The sequence below is a fragment of the Mesorhizobium sp. P170090 genome, from assembly GCF_057786115.1.
The window spans coordinates 1,289,390-1,309,236 of record NZ_JBYNWH010000001.1 but is presented as its reverse complement, the minus strand read 5'-3'; the positions used below and the strand labels follow the sequence as shown (position 1 = coordinate 1,309,236).

Annotated in this window: 13 protein-coding genes and 1 pseudogene; 6 read left to right on the top strand and 8 right to left on the bottom strand. The window is 64.2% G+C overall.

Annotation, left to right across the window (positions count from 1 at the left end; translation table 11 throughout):
- Nucleotides 1-234 precede the first annotated feature (234 nt).
- The 4 genes from AC3EML_RS06485 to AC3EML_RS06470 all read right to left on the bottom strand — a co-directional run bounded on the left by AC3EML_RS06485 (nt 235) and on the right by AC3EML_RS06470 (nt 4,690).
- The gene (locus AC3EML_RS06485) at nt 235-1,074 is read right to left on the bottom strand and encodes a carbohydrate ABC transporter permease (protein ID WP_023745182.1); all 840 of its coding nucleotides are present in this window, start codon (nt 1,072-1,074) and stop codon (nt 235-237) included.
- Nucleotides 1,075-1,300: 226 nt separating this feature from the next.
- Nucleotides 1,301-2,230 (bottom strand): carbohydrate ABC transporter permease, encoded by a 930-nt coding sequence (locus AC3EML_RS06480; RefSeq protein ID WP_023707791.1) that lies wholly within the window; start codon nt 2,228-2,230, stop codon nt 1,301-1,303.
- Between the two features lie 242 nt (nt 2,231-2,472).
- Entirely contained in the window at nt 2,473-3,732 is a 1,260-nt protein-coding gene (locus AC3EML_RS06475) for an ABC transporter substrate-binding protein (protein ID WP_023668844.1), read from the bottom strand.
- A 1-nt stretch (nt 3,733) separates the two neighbouring features.
- A complete protein-coding gene (locus AC3EML_RS06470) occupies nt 3,734-4,690 on the bottom strand; it encodes an N-acetylmuramic acid 6-phosphate etherase (protein ID WP_023696935.1) in 957 nt (318 codons plus the stop codon).
- Between the two features lie 197 nt (nt 4,691-4,887).
- Here AC3EML_RS06470 and AC3EML_RS06465 point away from each other — a divergent pair, with 197 nt between their 5' ends.
- From AC3EML_RS06465 to AC3EML_RS06440, 6 genes and pseudogenes are all read left to right on the top strand, one after another.
- Nucleotides 4,888-5,766, top strand: a complete 879-nt coding sequence (locus AC3EML_RS06465; RefSeq protein WP_023668846.1) for a glucosamine kinase nucleotide-binding domain-containing protein — start codon at nt 4,888-4,890, stop codon at nt 5,764-5,766.
- Nucleotides 5,763-6,545: a GntR family transcriptional regulator gene (locus AC3EML_RS06460; protein ID WP_023668847.1), complete on the top strand. Its 783-nt coding sequence runs from the start codon at nt 5,763-5,765 to the stop codon at nt 6,543-6,545. Before AC3EML_RS06465 ends, AC3EML_RS06460 begins: the two co-directional genes overlap by 4 nt.
- A complete protein-coding gene (locus AC3EML_RS06455; RefSeq protein ID WP_023684262.1) occupies nt 6,542-7,573 on the top strand; it encodes an SIS domain-containing protein in 1,032 nt (343 codons plus the stop codon). Before AC3EML_RS06460 ends, AC3EML_RS06455 begins: the two co-directional genes overlap by 4 nt.
- Entirely contained in the window at nt 7,570-8,745 is a 1,176-nt protein-coding gene (nagA, locus tag AC3EML_RS06450; protein WP_023806186.1) for an N-acetylglucosamine-6-phosphate deacetylase, read from the top strand. Before AC3EML_RS06455 ends, nagA begins: the two co-directional genes overlap by 4 nt.
- Before the next feature lie 72 nt (nt 8,746-8,817).
- Nucleotides 8,818-9,832: pseudogene (locus AC3EML_RS06445) on the top strand (NAD(P)/FAD-dependent oxidoreductase).
- Nucleotides 9,833-9,904: 72 nt separating this feature from the next.
- Entirely contained in the window at nt 9,905-11,959 is a 2,055-nt protein-coding gene (locus AC3EML_RS06440; RefSeq protein ID WP_023816378.1) for an ABC transporter ATP-binding protein/permease, read from the top strand.
- 72 nt (nt 11,960-12,031) lie between these two features.
- On the opposite strand, the gene AC3EML_RS06435 is transcribed toward AC3EML_RS06440, so the two are convergent.
- From AC3EML_RS06435 to AC3EML_RS06420, 4 genes are all read right to left on the bottom strand, one after another.
- On the bottom strand, nt 12,032-13,543 hold the full coding sequence (locus AC3EML_RS06435; RefSeq protein ID WP_031196999.1) for a malonate--CoA ligase: 1,512 nt from the start codon (nt 13,541-13,543) through the stop codon (nt 12,032-12,034).
- Nucleotides 13,544-13,773: 230 nt separating this feature from the next.
- Nucleotides 13,774-14,511 carry a GntR family transcriptional regulator gene (locus AC3EML_RS06430; protein ID WP_023694237.1) on the bottom strand — a complete coding sequence of 246 codons (738 nt, stop codon included), beginning with the start codon at nt 14,509-14,511 and terminating at the stop codon, nt 13,774-13,776.
- Between the two features lie 494 nt (nt 14,512-15,005).
- Nucleotides 15,006-15,683, bottom strand: a complete 678-nt coding sequence (rpe, locus tag AC3EML_RS06425) for a ribulose-phosphate 3-epimerase (RefSeq protein ID WP_023746599.1) — start codon at nt 15,681-15,683, stop codon at nt 15,006-15,008.
- 303 nt (nt 15,684-15,986) lie between these two features.
- Complete coding sequence (locus AC3EML_RS06420; RefSeq protein ID WP_488505176.1) at nt 15,987-19,844, bottom strand: DUF7929 domain-containing protein; 3,858 nt, start codon at nt 19,842-19,844, stop codon at nt 15,987-15,989.
- Nucleotides 19,845-19,847: the final 3 nt, after the last annotated feature.

Here is a 19,847-nt window from a genome sequence, read left to right as displayed (position 1 = left end):
TTCCAGTTGTTCCTGCTGAGAGGGTGTCACCCCACCCGGCGCTTCGCGCCGACCTCCCCATCGAGGGGAGGTAGGACGCTGGCGCGAACACCCTCGCTGCCAAAGAAGCTTCTCCGAAAGTCGCCCCCTGGCGGTCGTGAATGAAGCCACGACCTTTTACCTCCCCTTGATGGGGAGGTCGGCGCGCAGCGCCGGGTGGGGTGAAGGCTCCAGCAGAGATTTGTAGGGCTCCGCTCACTTGACGGCTCCGGATGTGATGCCGCGGATCAGCTGCCGCGAGAAGATGACGTAGAGGGTCAGCACAGGCATGATCGCCAGCGAGAGTGCCGCCAGGATGGCGTTCCAGTTGGTGACGAACTGGCCGAGGAAAAGCTGCGCGCCGAGCGTCACCGTCTTGGTCTCTTCCGACGGCGCCAGGATCAGCGGGAACCACAGATCGTTCCAGATCGGGATCATGGTGAAGACGGCGACCGTCGCCATCGAGGGCCGCACCAGCGGCAGCACCAGCCGGAAGAAGATGGTGTATTCCGACAGGCCGTCGATGCGGCCGGCATTCTTCAGATCGTCGGACACCTGCTTCATGAATTCCGACAGGATGAAGACGGCCAGCGGCAGCCCCTGCGCGGTGTAGACCAGGATCAGCGCCGTCAGCGTGTTGACCAGCCCGCTCGCCACCATCAATTGCAGGATGGCGACGGTGCCGAGCCGGATCGGGATCATGATGCCGAGCGCGAGGTAAAGCCCCATCAGCGTGTTGCCGCGAAAGCGGTATTCCGATAGCGCGAACGCCGCCATCGCGCCGAACAGAAGCACGAAGAACAGCGAGGCGACGGTGACGACGAGGCTGTTCTGAAAATAGTGGATGAAGTCGCCCTGCCCGATCACGGTGGTATAGCCGATCAGGTCGAAGGTTTTTGGCGTCGGCGGCGTCAGCGGTTCGCTGAAGATGCCGGCGCGGGACTTGAACGAATTCATGATCACCAGGATCACCGGAAACAGTGCGATCGCCGTATAGGTCAGCAGGATCGTGTGGGCGCCGATGGTGCGGGGCAGCGAACGGGTGGCGGTGCTCATTGGAAGGTCTCCTGACGAGCGATGACTGTTGAGGTCGGCACCAAGGCACCCCCCTCTGTCCTGCCGGACATCTCCCCCGCAAGGGGGGAGATCAGATGCCGCGACTGCTTTCGCCAATCGCCAACGTTGCAAGACGAGCGGCAAGGCCAGAGCTGCCAATCTCCCCCCTTGCGGGGGAGATGGCCGGCAGGCCAGAGGGGGGTGTTCAAGCTCGACATCTCGCCCCTCAGAACTGGTAGCGACGCAGGCGCGTCTGGACGAGGAACAGGTAGACGCAGACGCCGCCGAGGATGATCAGGAACATCATCGTGGCGATCGCCGCGCCCATATTGGGATCGCCGGTCTGCAGCTGAAAGCCGAAGAAGGCGCGGTAGAGGAAAGTGCCCAGAATATCGGTCGAATAGTTCGGGCCGGCGAGCGCCCCTTGCGCGGTGTAGATCAGGTCGAAGGCGTTGAAATTGCCGACGAAGGTCAGGATCGAGATGATGCCGATCGACGGCAGGATCAGCGGCAGCTTGATCTTCCAGAACTGCGACATGCCGGTGATGCCGTCACATTCGGCCGCCTCGATCACCTCTTCGGGGATCGACAAAAGGGCTGCATAGATCAGCATCATCGGGATGCCGACGAACTGCCACACCGAGATCAGGCTGAGCGCGGTCAGCGCATATCGTTCCTTGCCCAGCCACGGCGTGAACAGGCTTTTCAAGCCGACCAGGTCCATCAGATGCGGCGCCACTCCCCATAACGGCGACAGGATCAGTTTCCAGGCGAAGCCGACGATGACGAAGGACAGGATGGTCGGCACGAAGATCGCGGTGCGGTAGAAGGCGGCGAACCTCAGCCTCGGGCTGGAAAGAAGTGCGGCCAGAAGCACGCCGATCGGGTTCTGCACCACCATGTGGATGATGAAGAACCAGGTGTTGTTCCTCAGCGCGTTCCAGAAACCCACCGACCAGTTGGGGTCGCCGAACAACGTACGGAAGTTGGTGAAGCCAACGAACACCTGATGCTGCTCGACGTTGCGGAACAGCGACAGCTGCAAGGTGCCGGCCAGCGGCAGGATCATGATCGCCGTATAGACCAGCAGCGCCGGCGCCAGGAAGACGCCGATATGCCAGCGGAACGGTCGTTTCGGTCGTGTTTGTGCGGCCATGAGTGCGGTCCCCGCCGATCAGGTTTAGCAATGCCTTCGACGGCAGCGCTGCCCCTCACCCTCACGCTCTCCCCGTGAAGGACGGGGAGAGGGGGCGCCTGCGTTTCGGCTGATCCTTCTCCCCGTCACTATACGGGGAGAAGGTGCCGGCAGGCGGATGAGGGGCGGCGCCGTCGTTCGCAGTCGATGATGCTTTCGAAAAACGCAGGGCCGTCCACTTGGGGCCCTGTCTGTCTCTGAGCTTACTTGCCCGGCTTGTACCAGCTGTCGAGGCCGTCCTGCAGCTTCTTGGCGGCAGCTTCCGGCGTGTCGGTGCCGTTGATGACGTTGGCCGATTCAACCCAGGTTTCGTTCTCGAGGTTCGGCGTGCCGCGCGACAGGATCTGGTAGGTCGAGCGGATCGTCGACTTGCACTTGTCGCGCCAGGAGACGAATTCCTGCGCCAGCGGGTCTTCCATCTTCACCGGGGTGGAATTTAGGCTGAAGAAGCCCGGCAGTGCGTTGGCGTAGATGGTGGCGAAGTCCGGCGAGGCGACCCAGGACAGAAAGGTCTTGGCCGCGTCGGCATTCTTCGACGCCGCATTCAGGCCCATGCCGATATCGGTATGGTCGGAGATGTAGCAGGTGTCGCCGGCCTTCTCGACCGGCGGCGGGAAGGCGCCCATCTTGAACTGCGCCTGGGTGTTGAACAGGCCGATCTCCCACGATCCCGCCGGGTAGATGGCGGCGCGGCCAAGCGTGAACAGGTTCTGGCTGTCCGGATAGGTCTGGGCCTCGAAGCCGTCGCCGAGATAAGGCTTCCACTTGGCCAGTTCCTCATAGGGAGCAACCCAGTCCTTGTCGGTCAGCTTCTGGTCGCCCTTGATCAGCGCTGCGCGGCCCTCTTCGCCCTTCCAGTAGTTCGGACCGATGTTCTGATAGCCCATGGTCGCGGCTTCCCAGAGGTCCTTGGTGCCCATGGCCATCGGGATGTAGGTGCCGTCGGCCTTGATCTTGTCGAGCGCGGCGAAGAACTCGTCACGCGTCGTCGGCACCTTGAGGCCGAGCTTGTCGAAGGCGTCCTTGTTGTAGATGAAGCCGTGAATGACCGAGGCCATCGGCACGCAGAAGCTCGCCTTGCCGTCGTCGGTCTGCCAGGCGGCCTTGGCAACGGGCGAAAAGTTTTCCATGCCGGGCAGCGCCGACAGGTCGGCAAGGTTGCCCTTCTTGAACAGTTCGAGCGACTTGTCGAACGGGCGGCAGGTGATCAGGTCGCCAGCCGAGCCGGCGGCGAGCTTGGCGCCGAGTGCGGCGTCATACTCGGTCGGCGCCGACGGTGCGAACACCACTTTGATGCCCGGGTTCTTGGCCTCAAAAGCCGGGATCAGCTTGTCCTTCCAGATGGCAAGGTCGTCGCCGCGCCAGCTTTCGATATTGAGCGTTACGTCATCGGCGTGAGCCAACCCGGCGGTGCCGAGAATGCTGGTGCCGAGAAGCAGTGCCGTCAGTAATTTCGTTGTCATGCTAGTCTCCCTGTTGACCTTTTTCAGGTTCGGTTTTGAGAACAGGGGCCTTCGCGCCCTTGTTCCCCTCGATCGCGGAAAGGGCCGGCCGCAGCTTCTGGCCGGTCCCTTCCAGTATCTTCTCGGCCGCAACGGCGTTGGCAGCGCCGGCGGCGAGCAGAATGGCTGTCTTGACGACGCCGCCGCTCGCTTCGAGCAGCCGCACGGCGTCTTGCCGGTCGCGACCGCTGATAGCGGCGACGATGCGAGCCGCGCGGTCGCGCAGCTTGATGTTGTCGGCGGTGAGATTGACCATGTAGCCGTCATGGACATGGCCGAGATGAATGGCGGTAAGCGTCGACAGCATGTTGAGCGCGATCTTCTGGGCAGTGCCGGCGCCCATGCGCGTCGAGCCGGCAATCACCTCCGGTGGCGTCTCGAGCAGGATGGCGACGTCGGCCAGCCTGAGCAGGGGCGTGTCCTTGTTGTTGGCAATGGCGATGGTTGCCGCGCCCCGGCTGCGCGCATCCTTCAGCGCCTGCACCGCATAGGGCGTCGAGCCGCTGGCCGAAATCGCGATCAGGCAGTCGCCCTTGCCGATGCCGGCGCCGGCAATTGCCGTCGAGGCTTCGTCGGTGTCGTCTTCCGGTCCGCCGGCCAGGGTCTTGAAAGCGTCGTCGCCACCGGCGATGAGGATGGCGATGCGTTCGCGCTTGATGCCGAAGGTGCCGGGCAACTCCAGCGCGTCGGCCAGCGCCATCAGGCCGGAGCTGCCGGCCGCAGCATAGGCGAGCTTGCCGCCGCCGTTCAGCCGCCCGGCGATGATTTCGGCTGCGGCGGCGATGGCGGGAATGGCGTCGCGCACAGCCTTGGCGGCCTCGATCTGCGCATTGACCAAAGAAGAAAGGATGGCGTCCGGGGCCTGGATGTCCAGTCCCTCGGCATTGCTGTGAAGCGCTTCGGTGCGCGGTTCGGCCATCCCTGTCCCTCCGATGGAAGAACAATACCAAAAAAATACCACTTGTCCACACGCATTAACGAAATTGCGAACTGGAAATCGTTGAGCCGGCGAATTCCCGGGTTTTTCAACCTGATACGCCTTAATCTTTTTGAAACGAAATTAATCCCTTGGCTATTGGTATTTTATTGGTATTATCCGCCCGGAGGAGACATCGCGTGAAATTCGTGCTCGGTATCGACGGCGGCGGCACCAGCTGCAGGGCAGCCCTTGCGACAGGCGATGGCGTTGTCATTGGCCGTGCCAAAAGCGGCGCCGCCAACATCCGCACCGATCTCACCGGCGCTCGCACCCACATCGTCGAGGCTGCTCGTCAGGCCTTCATCGCCGCCGGGCAAGATCCGGACCTGATCCCGCAGACACCAGCCATTCTCGGCCTTGCCGGCGCCAATGTCGGCACCTACCGCCAGCAGCTTGAAGCAATCCTGCCGTTCAGCATCAGCCGCGTCGAGACGGACGCCGAGATCGCGCTCGAAGGGGCAGTCGGCTCTGGTGACGGCGCCATGGCCATCCTCGGCACCGGCACCGCCTATATGGCGCGCAAGGGCGGCACGTCGCGCGCCATCGGCGGCTGGGGCTTTCAGGTCGGTGATCAAGGCAGCGGCGCCCGGATCGGCCGCGACCTGCTGGAGCAGACGCTGCTCGCCCATGACGGCGTCCGGCCGCGCTCAGCCCTGACCGACAGCATGATGGCCATTTTCCGCAACAATCCCGAAGACGTGGTCGAGTTCACCACCAATGCCAAGCCCGGCGATTTCGGCGGCTTCGCGCCCAAGGTTTTCGAGCATGCCGAGAAGGGCGACAGCGTCGCCAACTGGATCGTGGACAAGTCGGTTGCCGATGTCGAGGCGTCGCTCCACGCGCTCGACCTCTCTGATGACGCCCCGCTCTGCCTGCTCGGCGGGCTGGCGCCGCTCTATGGGCCGCGCCTTTCCCAGCGCTACCAGGCGCTGCTGAAAGCGCCGCTCGACGATGCGCTGGGCGGCGCCGTGCAGATGGCGGCCCGCATCTTCGTCAAAGCGGAGGCGACGCGATGAGCGATGCCGCCGACCAGATCTTCGCCACGCTGAGGCAGTCGTCGCAGAGCGGCGCCCCGCTCTACCTGCAGCTCAGGAAAAGCATCGAGGACGCCGTCAATCGCGGCCTGATCGGGCCGGGCGATGCGCTGCCTTCCGAGCGCGACATCGCCACCAAGGCCGACATTTCGCGCGTCACCGTCCGCAAGGCGGTGCAGGACCTAGTCAAGGGCGGCATCCTCGTGCAGCGCCACGGCTCCGGCACCTTCGTGGCGCCGCGCATGGAGCGCGTCGAGCAGTCGCTGTCCAGGCTCACTTCATTCACCGAGGACATGGCAAGGCGCGGCATGGCGGTGCGTTCAGCCTGGCTCGACCGCGACCTCTACCCGCCCTCGCCCGACGAGATGATGGTGCTCGGCCTGTCCTCGAACGAGCTGGTGGCGCGCGTGGCGCGCCTGCGCATCGCAAACGACACGCCGCTGGCCATCGAGCGCGCCTCGTTGTCGGCCAGCGTGCTGCCGGATCCGGCCGGGATAGGCTCGTCACTCTATGCGGCGCTGCAACTGACCGGCAACCGGCCGGTGCGGGCGGTGCAGCGCATTTCCGCCGCCAATCTCGGCGACGCCGATGCGCGTCTGCTCGAAGTGCCATCCGGCATTGCCGGCCTGCACATCGAACGCATTTCCTATCTCGCGAGCGGCAAGGTGATCGAGTTCACCCGCTCCATCTACCGCGGCGACGCCTATGATTTCGTCGCCGAACTGCGCCTGACAGGGCCGAGCGAAGAGGGCCGACCATGATCCCCAAGACCACCCATATGCGGCGCGAGATCGACGAAATTCCGCAAGCCGTCGCGCGTCTGCTCGATGGCTCGGCGGCGGTGCTGACCGAGGCCGGACGCGGCATTCGCGAGCGCGATCCGAGCTTCGTCGTTACCGTCGCGCGCGGTTCGTCCGACCATGCCGCCACCTTCATGAAATATGCCGTCGAACTGACCGCCGGCCTGGCCGTCGCTTCGGTCGGTCCATCGGTCGCCTCGATCTACGGCGCCAAGCTCAAGCTCGCCGGTTCGGCTTGCCTCGCCATCTCGCAATCCGGCAAAAGCCCTGATATCGTCGCCATGGCCGAGACGGCACGAGCCGGCGGTGCGCTCACCGTCGCCATCACCAACACCGCCGATTCGCCGCTGGCGCGGGCTTCGGATTTTGCCATCGACATTCTGGCCGGCCCCGAGCGCAGCGTCGCGGCGACCAAGACATTCGTCAATTCGGCGGTCGCCGGCCTGGCGCTGATGGCGCATTGCACCGGCGACGACAGACTGCTGGCCGCCCTTGCCCGCCTGCCCGAGCATTTCAGCAAGGCGATCGCCTGCGACTGGATGGCGCTGGCCGGCGCATTGGAGACGCCGCAATCGCTGTTCATCCTGGGACGTGGCCCGTCGGCGGCGATGGCCAACGAGGCGGCGCTGAAATTCAAGGAGACCTGCGGCATGCATGCAGAGGCCTATAGCGCCGCCGAAGTCATGCACGGCCCGCTGGCCCTGGTCGGGCCAGGCTTCCCGGTGCTGGCGCTCGCCGCCCGCGATGCCTCCGAGCCGTCCGTGGCAGAGGCTGCCGACAACCTTGCCGGCAAGGGTGCAGCAGTTTTTGTAACCTCGGACAAAGCCAAGAGCGCGGCGCGGCTGCCGCATGTCGCCACCGGTCATCCCTTGACTGACCCGCTGACGCTGATCGTCTCCTTCTACGGCTTCGTCGAAGCCTTCGCCCGCCATCGCGGCCTCGATCCGGATGTACCGCGCAATCTGCGCAAGGTGACGGAAACCGTATGAGCGACCGTTTTGCCCTGACTGGCGCCCGAATTTTCGATGGCGACGACTGGCATGACAACGCCGCCCTTGTCGTGCACGGCGATGTGGTCGAAGGCATTCATCCCGTCGGCGCCATTCCGTCGGGCGTTGCCCGCATCGACGCCGGGGGCGGCATGCTGGTGCCGGGTTTTGTCGACCTGCAGGTCAATGGCGGCGGCGGCGTCATGCTCAACGACCATCCCGATGTCGCCTCGCTGGCAACAATCTGCCGGGCGCATGCGCCGTTCGGCACGACCGCACTGCTGCCGACGCTGATCACAGATACGCCTGACATCACCGCCGCGGCCATTGCCGCCGGCACCGGGGCGGCACGGCAAAAACTGCCGGGATTTCTCGGCCTGCATCTCGAAGGGCCGCATCTCTCCGTCGCTCGCAAGGGCGCGCATGAACCGGCGCTGATCCGGCCGATGACGGATGCGGATGAAGCGGCGCTGGTCGCGGCACGCAAAAACCTGCCGGTGCTGCTGACGACGATAGCGCCTGAATCCGTCGAGCCTGCCCGCGTTGCGGCCTTGGCCAAGGCCGGTGTGATTGTCAGCCTCGGCCATTCCGACACCGGCTACGCCACGGCCAGAGCCTTTGCCGATGCCGGCGCCAGCGTGGTCACACATCTGTTCAACGCCATGAGCCAGATCGGCAACCGTGAGCCGGGGCTGGCGGGTGCGGCCATCGACATAGGCAGTCTGTCGGCCGGGATCATCGCCGACGGCATCCATGTCGATCCCGCCACCATGGCAATCGCGCTGCGCGCCAAGCAGGGGCCGGGCAGGATCGTGCTGGTCACCGACGCCATGGCGACGATCGGCACCGACATGACGTCGTTCACCCTTAACGGCCGCATCATCTATCGCAAGGATGGCAGCCTGAGGCTGGCCGACGGCACGCTGGCCGGCGCCGATCTCGATATGATCTCGGCCGTCCGCTACATGCACAGGATCGTCGGGCTGGACCTGTCGGAAGCGTTGCGCATGGCCTCGCTCTATCCGGCGCAGGCGGTCGGCCAGGCCCACCGGCTCGGCCGCTTCGCCAATGGCACGGCTGCCGATATCGTCGCTCTGTCGGACGCCCTCGACGTCAACGGCGTCTGGATCGGCGGCGACAAGGTTTTTGCAGGCGCGGACAGTCCGCGCTAAAGTCCACCCATGCATGATGTCGACTGCGTTGTCGCCGGAGCCGGTGTTGTCGGCCTCGCCATTGCCCGCGCGCTGGCGCTGCCGGGCCGCGAGGTGCTGGTGGTCGAGAAGGCCGCAGCCATCGGCACGGGCACCAGTTCGCGCAATTCGGAAGTCATCCATGCCGGGCTTCATTATACGCCGGGAGCGTCTCTATGCCTATTGCCGCGAGCACGACGTCGCCCATCATCGCACCGGCAAACTGATCGTTGCCGTCGAACCCGACCAGTTGGACAAACTGCAGGCGATCCAGATCAACGCGGCGCAATGCGGAGTCGGTGACCTCAAGCTTTTGACGCGCGCAGAGGCCGAAAGCCTGGAACCGGCGCTGAGCTGCGCCGGCGCGCTGCTGTCGCCGTCGACCGGCATCGTCGACAGCCAGGCGCTGATGCTGTCATTGCGTGGAGACGCGGAAGCGGCCGGCGCATCTTTCGCCTTGCTCACCGTTGTCTCAGGCGCGAGCATCGAAGCCGACGGCATCCGGATCGACACGCGCGACGCCGATGGCGAGGGTTTCACCTTGAAGACCGGCGCCTTCATCAACGCCGCCGGCCTCGACGCGCAGGCGCTCGCCGGCCGCATCGAAGGCCTCCCGCAAGACCGTGTTCCGCCGCTGTGGCTGGCGCGCGGCAATTATTTCGCGCTTTCCGGTCGCTCGCCCTTTTCGCGGCTGATCTATCCGGTGCCAGTCCATGGCGGCCTCGGCGTGCATCTGACCCTCGACATGTCGGGGAGCGCGCGCTTTGGCCCGGATGTCGAATGGATCGATCGCGTCGACTATACCGTCGATCCCGCACGAGGCGATGCCTTCTACGACGAAATCAGGCGCTACTGGTCCGGCCTGGCGGACGGCGCCCTGCAACCGGCATATGCCGGCGTCAGGCCGAAACTGTCCGGTCCAGGCCAGCCGGCCGCCGACTTCGTCATCCGGGGACCGGCTGACCACGGGGGCGGTCAGATCGTGAATCTGTTCGGCATCGAGAGCCCTGGCCTTACCGCCAGCCTCGCCATCGCAGAACATGTCGTTGGGCTTTTATATCAGCAATGACGGGCGTTTCCTGAAACGTCGGGCAGGCGCATACCATGAAACCTTTTGATATGAAGGTCGTTGTCGGGGCATATGTCCGAGGCAAAACCCAAATCGAAACCGGCCGACGGCATCGAAGCGCGCGATGCCACGAAGTCGCGTCGGGAAAAGCCGTCACGGCAAACGCGCGGAGATGGACCGCGCGAGGGCACGCCGCGCGAGAAAAAAGCATCGGCCGCCGAAGCCGCGTCCGAGCCCGTTGGCGAGGCTGCGCCGCCGCCGGATGCCGTCGAACCCGATCCCAAGCTGACGCCGGAGCAGGCCGAGCAGGCGCGCAAGAAATATCTGCTGCGGCGTTTCTGGATCAGCGGGCGCGGCTATTGGGGGAGGCATGGCGACAAGCTCGCCTGGCCTTTGACGATCGGAGTGCTGCTGCTGATCTGCATCAACATCGGTTTCCAGTATGGCATCAACGTCTGGAACCGCTCGATGTTCGATGCCCTCGAGCAGCGCAACGCCCGCACGGTCTATCTCCTCAGCGCCGTATTCGTGCCGCTGGTGATCTGCAGCGGCAGCCTTGTCGTCGCGCAGGTCTACCTGCGCATGACGATCCAGCGCCGCTGGCGTTCCTGGCTGACCACCGGGGTCGTCGCGCGCTGGCTGGCAAACGGCCGCTACTACCAGCTGAACCTCGTGGGCGGCGACCACCAGAACCCCGAGGCCCGCATGACCGAGGATCTGCGCATCGCCACCGAGTCGCCGGTCGATTTCACCGCCGGCGTCCTCAACGCGTTCCTGTCGGCCTCGACCTTTATCGTCGTGCTGTGGACCATCGGCGGCGCGCTCACCCTGCCGATCGGCCGTGAGAGCATCACCATTCCCGGCTTTCTGGTCATCACCGCGATCATCTATGCCGCCATCACCTCGACCTCGATGGTGGTCATCGGCCGCGATTTCGTCCAGCTCTCCGAGCGGAAGAACCAGGCGGAGGCCGAACTGCGCTACACGCTGACGCGCGTGCGCGAAAACGGCGAGAGCATCGCCTTGCTGGGAGGCGAGGACGAGGAGCGCAGCGGCATCGACAGAAATTTCGGCCACGTGCTGAGGCAATGGGCTCTGCTGACCGGACAGCACATGCGCACGGCGGCGGTGTCGCAGGGATCGAGCCTGTTTGCGCCGGTCGTGCCGATCCTTTTGTGCGCGCCAAAATTCCTCGAAGGCTCGATGACGCTTGGCGAGGTGATGCAGGCGGCGTCTGCCTTTGGCATCGTGCAAGGCGCGTTCGGCTGGCTGGTCGACAACTATCCGCGCCTTGCCGACTGGAACGCCTCCGCGCGGCGCATTGCCTCGCTGATGATGTCGCTAGACGGGCTCGAGCGCGCCGAGCAGAGCGATGCGCTCGGACGCATCAACCGAGGCGAAGCCGAAGACGGCGCCATCCTCAGCCTCGACAATCTTTCCGTGACACTCGACGACGGCACCTCCGTGGTCAAGGAAACCGAGGTCGTGATCGAGCCGGGCGAGCGGGTGCTGGTTTCAGGCGAATCCGGTTCAGGCAAGTCGACGCTGGTGCGGGCCGTCGCGGGCCTGTGGCCATGGGGCGGCGGCAGCGTCAATTTCCACACCGACAGGCGCCTGTTCATGCTGCCGCAACGCCCCTACATCCCTTCCGGAACGCTTCGCCGCGCGGTCGCCTATCCCGCGGCGGCGGACAAGTGGACCATCAAGCAAATCAAGGCTGCCCTCGACAAGGTGGGGCTTGGCTATCTCACCGGCAGGATCAAGGAAGAGGCGCCATGGGACCAGACGCTGTCGGGCGGCGAAAAGCAACGCCTCGCCTTCGCGCGCCTGCTGCTGCATCGCCCCGATATCGTGGTGCTGGATGAAGCGACTTCGGCGCTCGACGAGAAGAGCCAGGACACGATGATGTTGACGGTGATCCGCGAACTGCCTGACGTCACCATCATCAGCGTGGCGCATCGTGCGGAGCTCGAAGCCTTCCACAGCCGCAAGATCACCCTGGAGCGGCGCGAGGGCGGCGCCAAGCTCGTCAGCGACGTCGACCTCATCCCGCGCAAGCGCAAACGCAGCCTGCTGAACCGCGCTTTGTGGGGTTCCAGCACTCGGGTGAAAAAGCCGCGCAGGTAAAAGGCGCCACTGCCGAACCGCGAACAGATGTCCAGGCGAAGCGCTTGGGCAAAGACATTAGCCGGCTATGGATTAGCCGTAGAGACCCTTGTAGGTCTCGCGCAGCAGGTTCTTCTGCACCTTGCCCATCGTGTTGCGCGGCAGCTCATCGACGAAGATCACCTGCTTCGGGTGCTTGTATTTGGCCAGCTGGCCGGCAATGGCGCCAACGATCTCGGCCCCGGTGATCTGCGATGCCGGCGCCCGCACCACGACAGCGGTGACGCCTTCGCCGAAATCGGGATGGGCAATTCCGATGACGGCACTTTCCAAGACGCCGGCAACGGCGTCGATCTCGCTCTCGATCTCCTTGGGATAGATGTTGTAGCCGCCGGAGATAATGAGATCCTTGCCGCGGCCGACGATGTGGACGTAGCCGTCCGCGTCGATGATGCCGAGGTCGCCGGTGATGAAGAAGCCGTCCTTGCGAAACTCCGCCTTGGTTTTTTCCGGCATGCGCCAATAGCCGGAAAAGACATTCGGACCTTTGACCTCGATCATGCCGACTTCACCCTGGCCAAGCGCATCGCCGCTGTCAGGGTCGGCGATGCGCAGCGAAACGCCGGGCAGCGGGAAGCCGACCGTGCCGGCCCGACGCTCGCCCTCATAGGGGTTCGACGTGTTCATGTTGGTCTCGGTCATGCCGTAGCGCTCGAGAATGGCGTGGCCGGTGCGCTCGCGCCAGGCGTTGTGCGTTTCGGCGAGCAGCGGCGCCGAGCCGGAAACGAACAGGCGGATGTTCTTCGCCGCCTGGGCATCCAGCCCGTCCTGCTGCAGGAGCCTGGTATAGAAGGTCGGCACCCCCATCAGCACTGTCGCGCGGGGCAAGAGCGAGACGATGCGGCCGGCGTCGAATTTCTGCTCGAACAGCATCGAGGCGCCGGCCATCAGGGTGACGTTGGTGGCGACGAACAGGCCGTGCGTGTGGAAGATCGGCAGGGCATGGATCAGCACGTCATCCCCGGTGAAACGCCATTGCTCGACCAGCACGCGCGCATTGGAGGCCAGGTTTTCGTGGCTGAGCATGGCGCCCTTGGAGCGTCCGGTGGTGCCCGATGTGTAAAGGATTGCGGCCAGATCGTTCGGCCCGCGCGCCACGGCGTCGAAATCCGTGGGCTGTTGTGCCGCCAGTTCGGTCAGCGAGCCCTCACCATTGCTGCCAAGCGTGAAGGTGGCAGCACCCGACGCGTGCGCCAACGGCGCGATAGCGCCGGCGCGGGCCGGGTCGCAGACGACCAGCCGCGGCTCGGCATCACCGAAGAAATAGCCGAGTTCGGCCAGCGTGTAGGCGGTGTTGAGCGGCAGGAAGACCGCGCCGGCGCGCAGGCAGGCGAGGTAAAGGAAAATGCATTCAGGGCTTTTTTCGACCTGCACGGCAACGCGGTCGCCCGGCTCGACGCCGAAATGCCTCAGCGCATGTGCCAGCTGTGCCGATTGCGCCAGCATGTCGCCATAGGCGATCGCGCGTCCGTCATCGGTCGCCATCAGGATGCGCTCGGAGGCTGAAATCCGGCTGCGGAACGCGTCGAACAGGTGATTGGTCATGCGCATTCCCTAGAGATGATGCCGAAAAGTGTGAAGCGGTTTTCGGAGGACATCATGCTCTATCCCTTTGATTTAGAGCCGGATGGCCTTGGAACAAAGGAAACGATTTCGCCTCCGTCCGGCAAAAACGTGAAATCGGGTTTGCCGCCGATCAGATGAAGGCAAGCGGACTTGGATAACGGGCGATTTTGGATAGCGGGCGGATTTTGGATAGCGGACCGGAAGCGCTTCTATCTGCGGCTGCGCAGCGCCTTGGTGGCGCTCACGCGTGGATCGCCGCTGTCGTTGAAGCGCTCCATGCACATGGCTGCCGTCAGACGGTAGTGGTTGAGGAGGGCTTCAACGGCGCCGTCGGCATCGCCATCCACCGTGCGCTCCGCAATCAGCCGATGTTCACTGATTTCGTCGCGCTCGCTGCCGTCCTGGGAGATCAGCCGGTAACGGGAGGCCTGATCCGAAAGCTGGTCGCAAAAGCCGGTCAGCCAATGCGAGCGGCAGCCTGCGATCAGTGCCCGATGGAAGGCGCGGTGCAGCTTTTCCCATTCCGGATTGTTCGAGGACGGATCCTCCGGCAAGCGGCGCGGGGCACGCGCCAGGCGATGCAAGGCCAGCACGAGCTGCTCTTCCCATTCGCCGGTGCGGTTGGCAATGGATTCACGCAGCGCCCGCTCTTCCAGCCAGCAGCGGGTGCGCGTCAATTCCTCGAGTTCCGGGGCACTGACCGGCATGATGAAGAAACCGCGCTGGTCGTGGCGGCCGAGCAGGCCTTCCGAAGCAAGTCGGTTGAGGGCCTCGCGAACCGGTGAGGCGCCGGCGCCGTAACGGGAAACCACCCATTCGACACGAAGCTTGCTTTCACTTTCAAACACGCCGCGCAGGAGATCGTCGCGAAGCTGTTGATAGACCGTACTAGCGAGTGTGCTCTTGGGTCCCGCGCCTTCGCTCACATCGGCAGATCCGTAGGTCAATATGACTCCTGTAGCTCTCCCATGCTCCGCTAGCCCGTTCGCGAAGCAAACGATTTCCCCTGTAAATTTACTGTAACTCCTAAGGCATCCGCCCCTCAAGCGAAAGATCACGATATTCGACTTAAAGAGGAAGGTTGACCGCATCTTATCCGCCGGAAGTAACTAAAATCGTGAAAAACTTGTTCTTCTGAAGAAAGTTTGTCTGCCAGCATGGCAGGTGCCCTCGAGAAACAGCTTCGAGATCCCGAATACGGATAATTTTTTCTTAACGCGCGTCATGCCGCCGGATTGACCTCTCCCCGCATGCAGATCCCTTCGGCAGTTATCCACTAGATTTATGGGCCAAAACTAGTGCCGGATGCCGCGATCCTGTCGCTTGCCGCGATGCCCTTGCGGCTGCCACCCGTTGACGGCTTTTTGGGAGATCGAAGGATCAGGCAGGGAGATCAGGCCGAGGAGAACCGACCAGCCGGGAACTTGCCCTGGAACTGATGTCAGCCGGCAGCCCGGTCGGCCGCGGTTCGGATGGCTTCTATATTGGCCCGGTAGGCTTCGACGCTGCCGCCCTTGAAGATGGCGGCGCCTGCCACCAGCACATCGGCGCCGGCTGATGTGACCAGGGGGGCGGTTTCCGGCGACACGCCGCCGTCGATCTCAATGCGAATCGGCCGGTTGCCGATCAGCGCTTTCACCCGCTTGACCTTGTCGACCATGGCCGGGATGAAGGCCTGGCCGCCAAAGCCCGGATTGACGGTCATGATCAGGATCAGGTCAAGCCGGTCGAGCACATATTCGATCGCACTTTCCGGCGTCGCCGGATTGAGCGATACGCCAGCCTTCTTGCCGAGATCCTTGATGGTCTGAAGCGAGCGGTCGAGATGCGGTCCGGCCTCGGCATGCACGGTCATGCCGTCGCAGCCGGCATCGGCAAAGGCGGCCAGATAAGGATCGGCCGGCGCAATCATCAAATGGCAGTCGAAAAAGGCCTTGGTGCGGTTGCGGATGGCCTTGATCACCGGCGGGCCGAAGGTGATGTTGGGCACGAAATGCCCGTCCATCACGTCGAGATGAATCCAGTCGGCGCCGGCCGCCGCCACCGCCTCGACCTCGTCGCCGAGCTTCGAGAAATCCGACGCCAGCACCGATGGCGCGATCAGGGTCTTCCTGCTCATGATGCGGCCCCTTTGGGCGCCCTGTTTGCGGGCGCGGCCTTGACGACTGCTAGAGCAATTCCAGGAAAAGTGGGAACGGCTTTCCGTCCGGAATTGCGTGAAAACAAAGAGATAGAGCGGTTCGGCGTTTCCACGAAACGATGAACTGCTCTAGACCATGATCCCGAAAAGGGAAAGTCGGTATTTGCTGCGCCCGGCAGCGGGTTCGGCGAATACCTGGCCGCCCGATCGCCGCAGCGCGCCCAAGGAAAACCCCGCCGGATCGCTCCGACGGGGCTCTGAATTTTGACTCGTATCCAGATCCTATGGCTTGAAGTTGGCCGCCGGATCCCTTTGCGGCTGTACCTGCGTCTGCGGCGTGCGCTTCGGTATGAACTGCTGAAGGACACCTGGATTGAGCAACAGGGTCGGATCGAGCGACGGCTGCTGCCGGATGGCTCTGCAGTTCGGGAACCGACCAACGGTGCCTTCGGGGCAGCGCCGCCTGATGATCGGCACGCACTGGCCGCCGACCATCTGCGAGCCCGGGGCGCAGTCTCCCACCTGCGGCCTCGGCTTGCGGCATGCGCCGTCGATCACCTGGGTGCCGCGCGGGCAAACACACTCGCCGCGCTTGTTGTGCACCTGGCCGCGTATGTCGCACTGTTCCAGCACAGGCTTCTTCTGCCGGCAGGCATTGCCTTGCACCTCGGTACCCCGCGGGCAGACACAATTGCCGTTGGCGTCGTGGACCTGGCCGCGGATCGAGCACTGCTCGGGCTTCGGCCGGATCGGCCGGCAGACCTTGCCCCTGACTTCTGTGCCGTCCGGGCAGACGCAATCGCCATTGGCGTTTTGGATCTGACCACGGATCGAGCATTGTTCAGGCTTTGGCCGGATCGGCCGGCAGGCTCCATTGCGCACCTCTGTCCCACGCGGGCAGACACAATCGCCATCGGCGTCATGAACCTGGCCGCGTATGCCGCACTCCTGAGGCTTCTGCTTGTCGCGCACGCAGGCATTTGCCTGTCGGTCGAGATGCGTACCTTCCGGGCAGTAGCAGCCATTGCCGTCCGACGTCGGGACCGAACCGGGGATGGTGCAGCCAGGCTTGTCGGTCTTGACGCAAGCGCCGTTCTCAAGCTCGGTTCCGCGCGGGCAGACACAGCGTCCATCCTCGGTGCGGATCTGGCCCTTGAGCAGCACGCAGGGCCTCGGATCCTTCGGCTGGATGATGACGCCGCCGTCGGGCGAGCACTGGCCGTTGCGGAACGTCGTGCCTTCCGGACACACGCACCGGCCGGCATCGTTCATGACGAAGCCTGGCGAGCATTCCTTCTTCACCTCGCGCTTGATGGTGAACGGATGGCAGGCATAGGCCTTGCCGCGATCGCCCTGGACGTTGGTCAGGTCGCCGGGCAGTACGTCGCCGCCGCCTTGCACCCTGGTGTCGGGAGACAAGACGCCGACGCAGTTCTGGCCGCTGACGTTGCCCCGCAGATTGACCAGGGGAGCGTCGGGAAGGACCACGGTGACCTTGTGCACATGGCTTTCCCCGGCGCCGAGCGTCAGGTTGGCAATGCAGGTCAACGGCAAGGTCGTCGGTTCGGGCGAGCAGCCAAAGGGCGGTTCGATCGAGGTGATCGCGACGCCTTGCAGCCGCCCCAGGCCGTCCACCCCGATCGCATCGCCGATGCGGACCGGACCGGAGAAGGCGGTCTGGCCATCATTGGTGATGGTGATCTCGAACGAGCAGGGTTGCCCCGGCTGGCACTCGGCATCGCCGGTCTTCTTGACGCTAATGGTGGACGTGCCGCCGCCCTTGGCGCAGGCCTGGCCGATCGGGTAGACGACGTCGTCTCCAGGGGCCGGGCCGTATGAGCCGCGTGCGCAGTTCTCGAACGCGCCATTGGCCGAGACCGTCACATCGAAGTGCCTCGATGTTCCGGGAGTCATCGCGGCGCCGGGTATCTGGCACGACAGCGCGTTGGCCGGAACCGCTCCGCAGGCCCATTCCGCGCCGTCGGGTGTGACGGTCTGGATCTGGACCGGCGCGCCACCCGATATCAGCGTGGCAGCATCGTTGACCCGCACCGGACCGGTGGGGGCAGCGGTGCCAAGGCTGATGACGGTGATGCGGCAGGAAACCACCGCTGCACCGGCGAGCGAGCCGTTGCACACCTTGGTTATGCGCAGGGTCGGCTTGCCGCCATTGGGACGACGGAAGCGTTCCTTGGCGCAGGCCTTGTTGTTGGTGAGGTCGACCTCACCGGGGACGGGCTTCAGCGCCGCGCAGTTCTCGACCGCATCCGACTGGTAGCCGGCCGGCATGATCGCCTTGACGACGATCGGCGTCGATGCGCCCGGCATCAGCACGATGCCGGCATTGTCGCAGCGGAACTGGCCGGGACCGTTCGGTCCGCATGTCCAGGGCGGAGACGGGCCGAAGGTCGAAGAGGCCGGCGCGCCGCCCGGGTAATTGTCGACAACCGTCAACGGCCCATTATAGGGGACGCTGCCATTGTTGATGATGTCGATCACGAAGTAGCAGATGCCGTCGGGCGTGCAGACCGGGATGCGGGCACGCTTCTTCAGGATCAAGTCGACCTTCTTGTCGACTGGGGGCCGGCAATCGCGGTCGCGGTCGCCACGCCGGCAGATCGGGATCGAGGCACAGCCGCGATCGTTCTGCTGGCTGCCGAACAGCGGCTTGCCGCTGGCGCCGTAATTATAGGTGGCGCAGTTGCGCAACGCGCTGCCTTGCCAACCACCCGCCGGCTTGAAGCCGAGCTTGAGGTTGATGGAGGCCCCCGGATTGAGCGTGGTCACCGGATAGGTGCACGTCATCGGGGTCACGCCGGGCATGCATACCCAGGGCGGGTTGGGCCCTGAATCCAGAGTCGAGCCGGCCGGCAGCGTCACCTCGTCGAGCACGATCTTGCCGTGATACGGCCCGTCGCCGACATTGGTGACCTTGATGGTGAAGTCGCAGCCGCCGCCCATCGTGCAACGCGTCACGTCGGCGCGTTTCTCGACCTTGAGGTCCGGTTCCTTGTCCTTGGGGGGACATCTCAAGTCACGCGGGATGACGATGTCGATGGTCTGCGTGCAGCATAGTCCCCAACCCTCCTTCGGGCCGGCATAGGTCTCGATGCCGGTGACGATGAGGTGGATGACGTCGCCGGGCGATGCACCGACGATCTTCCAGTTCAGCACACCGCCGCCCGCCGGCACCAATTGCGTGTCGGGGATGATGGTGATGCCTGGGGTCGTCGTCGATACCTGCACCCATTTGCCGCCCATCTCCGGGCCGACAGGCATGTGGTAGATGAACGCGCCGCCGCCTTGCACGCAATCGACCGTGCCGCGCTCCACCTTGAAACATTCCCGGTCGGGAGGCGGAGGCCGCTTGTCACAGTTGGTGAGGTCGATCTTGATCGAGGTCTTGGCCCCGGTCTTGTAGTCGCCGTCGTCGGGCTTGCCCGGATCCTGCGACGGGATGATGGCCCCCGTGCCGACGCCCGGCGTCACCTTGATCATGCCCTGGTTGTCGACGATGGTCGGCGAAGGAAACGCCGCATGGTCGATCTTGGCGGTGATCTTGAAATTGATGACGCGTTCATTGCCAGCCCCAGCGCCGTCGAGATCGGTGGTGGAAATCCGGAAATCGGAAACCCTTGCCGTATCGTTCGGATTAGCCGAGGTGCTGATTGTCGCACCCGGCAGCGGTCCGCCAGACGCATCCGTGCCGTCGCCGGACACGTTGACGTTGACGATCGCAAGACCGTGCGGAAGCTGATCCTTGAAGTCGAGTTGGAGTTTCTTCAGCCTGGCCGAAAAGCTTGGGTCGGCAAAGCCTTGCGAGTTGCCGCGCAGGCCAAAGCTCAGGGAGTAGACGACGTAGTCGCAGCTCCTCTGTGTGCCTGTTTTGGTGAAGAACGGCACGATCCGTTCCGGCCTCGGATTGACGATTTTTGAATTGTCGAGGTCGAGCCGCAGTTCCGGAGTGATCGGGACTGCATCTTCGGCGTGGCTTGCCACAGGGGTGAACATGGCGACCGCGATACCGGCCGCCATCAGCCAGCGCGCGCCGCGCCTGGCATATGACAGGGGTTTCATGATGGTCTCCATGACGTTGGATTGACTGCTGTTCGCCGTCGGGGAAAGTGCGAGATTTTTCATCTT